Origin of the sequence: Shewanella sp. 11B5, from assembly GCF_002836795.1 — a bacterium.
GTDB lineage: Bacteria > Pseudomonadota > Gammaproteobacteria > Enterobacterales > Shewanellaceae > Shewanella > Shewanella frigidimarina.
In genome coordinates this window covers 1-1,904 of record NZ_PJAP01000726.1, presented here as the reverse complement: position 1 = coordinate 1,904, position 1,904 = coordinate 1, and the positions used below count along the sequence as shown (strand labels likewise).

Here is a 1,904-nt window from a genome sequence, read left to right as displayed (position 1 = left end):
TTTTGGCCCGTGCAGGGTGGAACCTTGCGATCTAAATTCAAACGAAGTTTGAAAAAGTCAGTTGTGGCCGCAGGCCATAAAAAAACCATCGTTATGATAAAGACTTAACCACTAAACAAGACACCTGTTTCTGCTTCCCATATTGCATCACTTGCGCCAGCTCTGACTGACTAATTGGTACATACGCCGCGTTAATCGCATCTTTTTGTGCTTCAACAAATGGGTCGTGAATAAACATAAACTGCTCGTTGTAACCGCTTAATACCACCCAATGTGGGCCTTTCTCGCCATTAAAGCGATAAGTACTTATCATCAGCAAAACGGCATAACCGCTGTCAATCCAATGTTTAATTTGAACCAGTGTAGGTGCCGCGTTGTGTATCTCAACACCTTGCGAAATCAACTGTTGGCAAAAATCGTCATGCACTATGGTAATGACGGCTTTTTTATTGCTGTCACGGACGCTATCAATAAAAGGAACCGAGGTTGATTGGCTGTACATTTCAATTTGTAAGCCACGCTTAATCGCTGCTAAGGCTAAGCCATGAACACTGCAACCGCCGTGGCCGCTGGTCATAAAAATAGTGGTGGCTTCGCGCCAGATGCTCAGCTCATCAACTCGACTTGGATTATATTGCGGCTTTACCGCACTCATGGCCATCATTAAGCAGGCCGCGCCACAGGTAAATGGGGTGGTTTGTACATACAAAGGCATCTTGATGACTTTGCTTGGCCCTGGTGGGTCTAAGCGTTTGTGCATGCGCACGCCATCGGCCAAGTCGTCATAATAATGCACTAAGGTCTTTAGGACTTTATAACCCATTTTTAAATAAAGATTTTTGGCGGCGATATTGTCGTTTCGTACTTCTAGGCGTAATGTAATGAAACCACGCTCGACCACCGTGTGCTCACATTGTGTGACCAGTTCGAAGGCAATGTTGCGACCTCTAAATTCGCTTGCAACGGCAATAGAGTACAGCCTGGCTAGCCGAGTACCACGATGAAACAGCACCAGAGCATAGCCTGCAAGTGTGCCGTCTATTTCGGCCACTAATAAGCTGTCCAGAGGTGAATTGATAAAGCGTTTCATCTGCCGAGAACTGATTTTATCGCCACTAAATGCATTGTTTTCGATGTGGTTTAGTTGCGGTAAATCGCTGGGGGTTGCTTGACGAATAAGCATGAGTCGGCTCGAGTTGGCAAAACATGATAGTGGCTTAATTTACGCGCTAAACCGCACAAGAGGCAACAGATATTTATGGCTCATTTTTTAATTGTCACCGACGATGTTAATGATTGGCGTCCCTATTTGCCCAGTGACCATATGGTCACGGTTCATGATTATTTAGAAATGGGCGCATTTGCAGATCAAAGCGCCATGCAAGTGATTAACTTGTGTCGCAGTTATGATTATTTAAGCACAGGTTATTACTGCTCGTTAATGGCGGAAGCTCGCGGGCATCGCGTGATCCCCCGGGTAATGACCATTAATGATTTATCTCAAGATCGTTTTTTTAGTTTACCGCAATCAGGCCTAGATAAGCTGCCAGAGTCGGTGAATGAAATCAGCATGAAGCTGTATTTTGGCTATTGTGATAATCCGTCGCTAGACAAGCTTGCACGTAAAATATTTGAACGTTTTACTGTGCCTGTATTGCAGGTGAGTTTGTTAAAAATGTCAGGTAAATGGCAAGTTAATACCATTGAACCTGCTGCGTTTCAGGATTTAACCGAGCCTGAACAAGATTTATTTGCCAAGTATCTTGAAGTGTTTTCACAAAAAGTATGGCGTTTACCGAAACCGTCGAAACGTTATCGTTACGAAATTGCCATGCTGGTGGATGAGCATGAGAAAATGCCGCCATCAGATAAAGCCGCGTTAAAGTTATTTACTAAGTCGGCTA

General features: G+C 44.3%; 2 protein-coding genes. One reads left to right on the top strand and one right to left on the bottom strand.

Going from position 1 to position 1,904, the window contains the following annotated elements; translation table 11 throughout:
- Positions 1-91 precede the first annotated feature (91 nt).
- Positions 92-1,183: a GNAT family N-acetyltransferase/peptidase C39 family protein gene (locus CXF78_RS15775; protein ID WP_102037315.1), complete on the bottom strand. Its 1,092-nt coding sequence runs from the start codon at positions 1,181-1,183 to the stop codon at positions 92-94.
- A gap of 75 nt (positions 1,184-1,258) precedes the next feature.
- Between CXF78_RS15775 and CXF78_RS15770 the strand changes: the two genes are divergently transcribed.
- On the top strand, positions 1,259-1,904 hold a 646-nt coding region (locus CXF78_RS15770; RefSeq protein WP_180957178.1), incomplete at its 3' end, for a RimK-like ATPgrasp N-terminal domain-containing protein.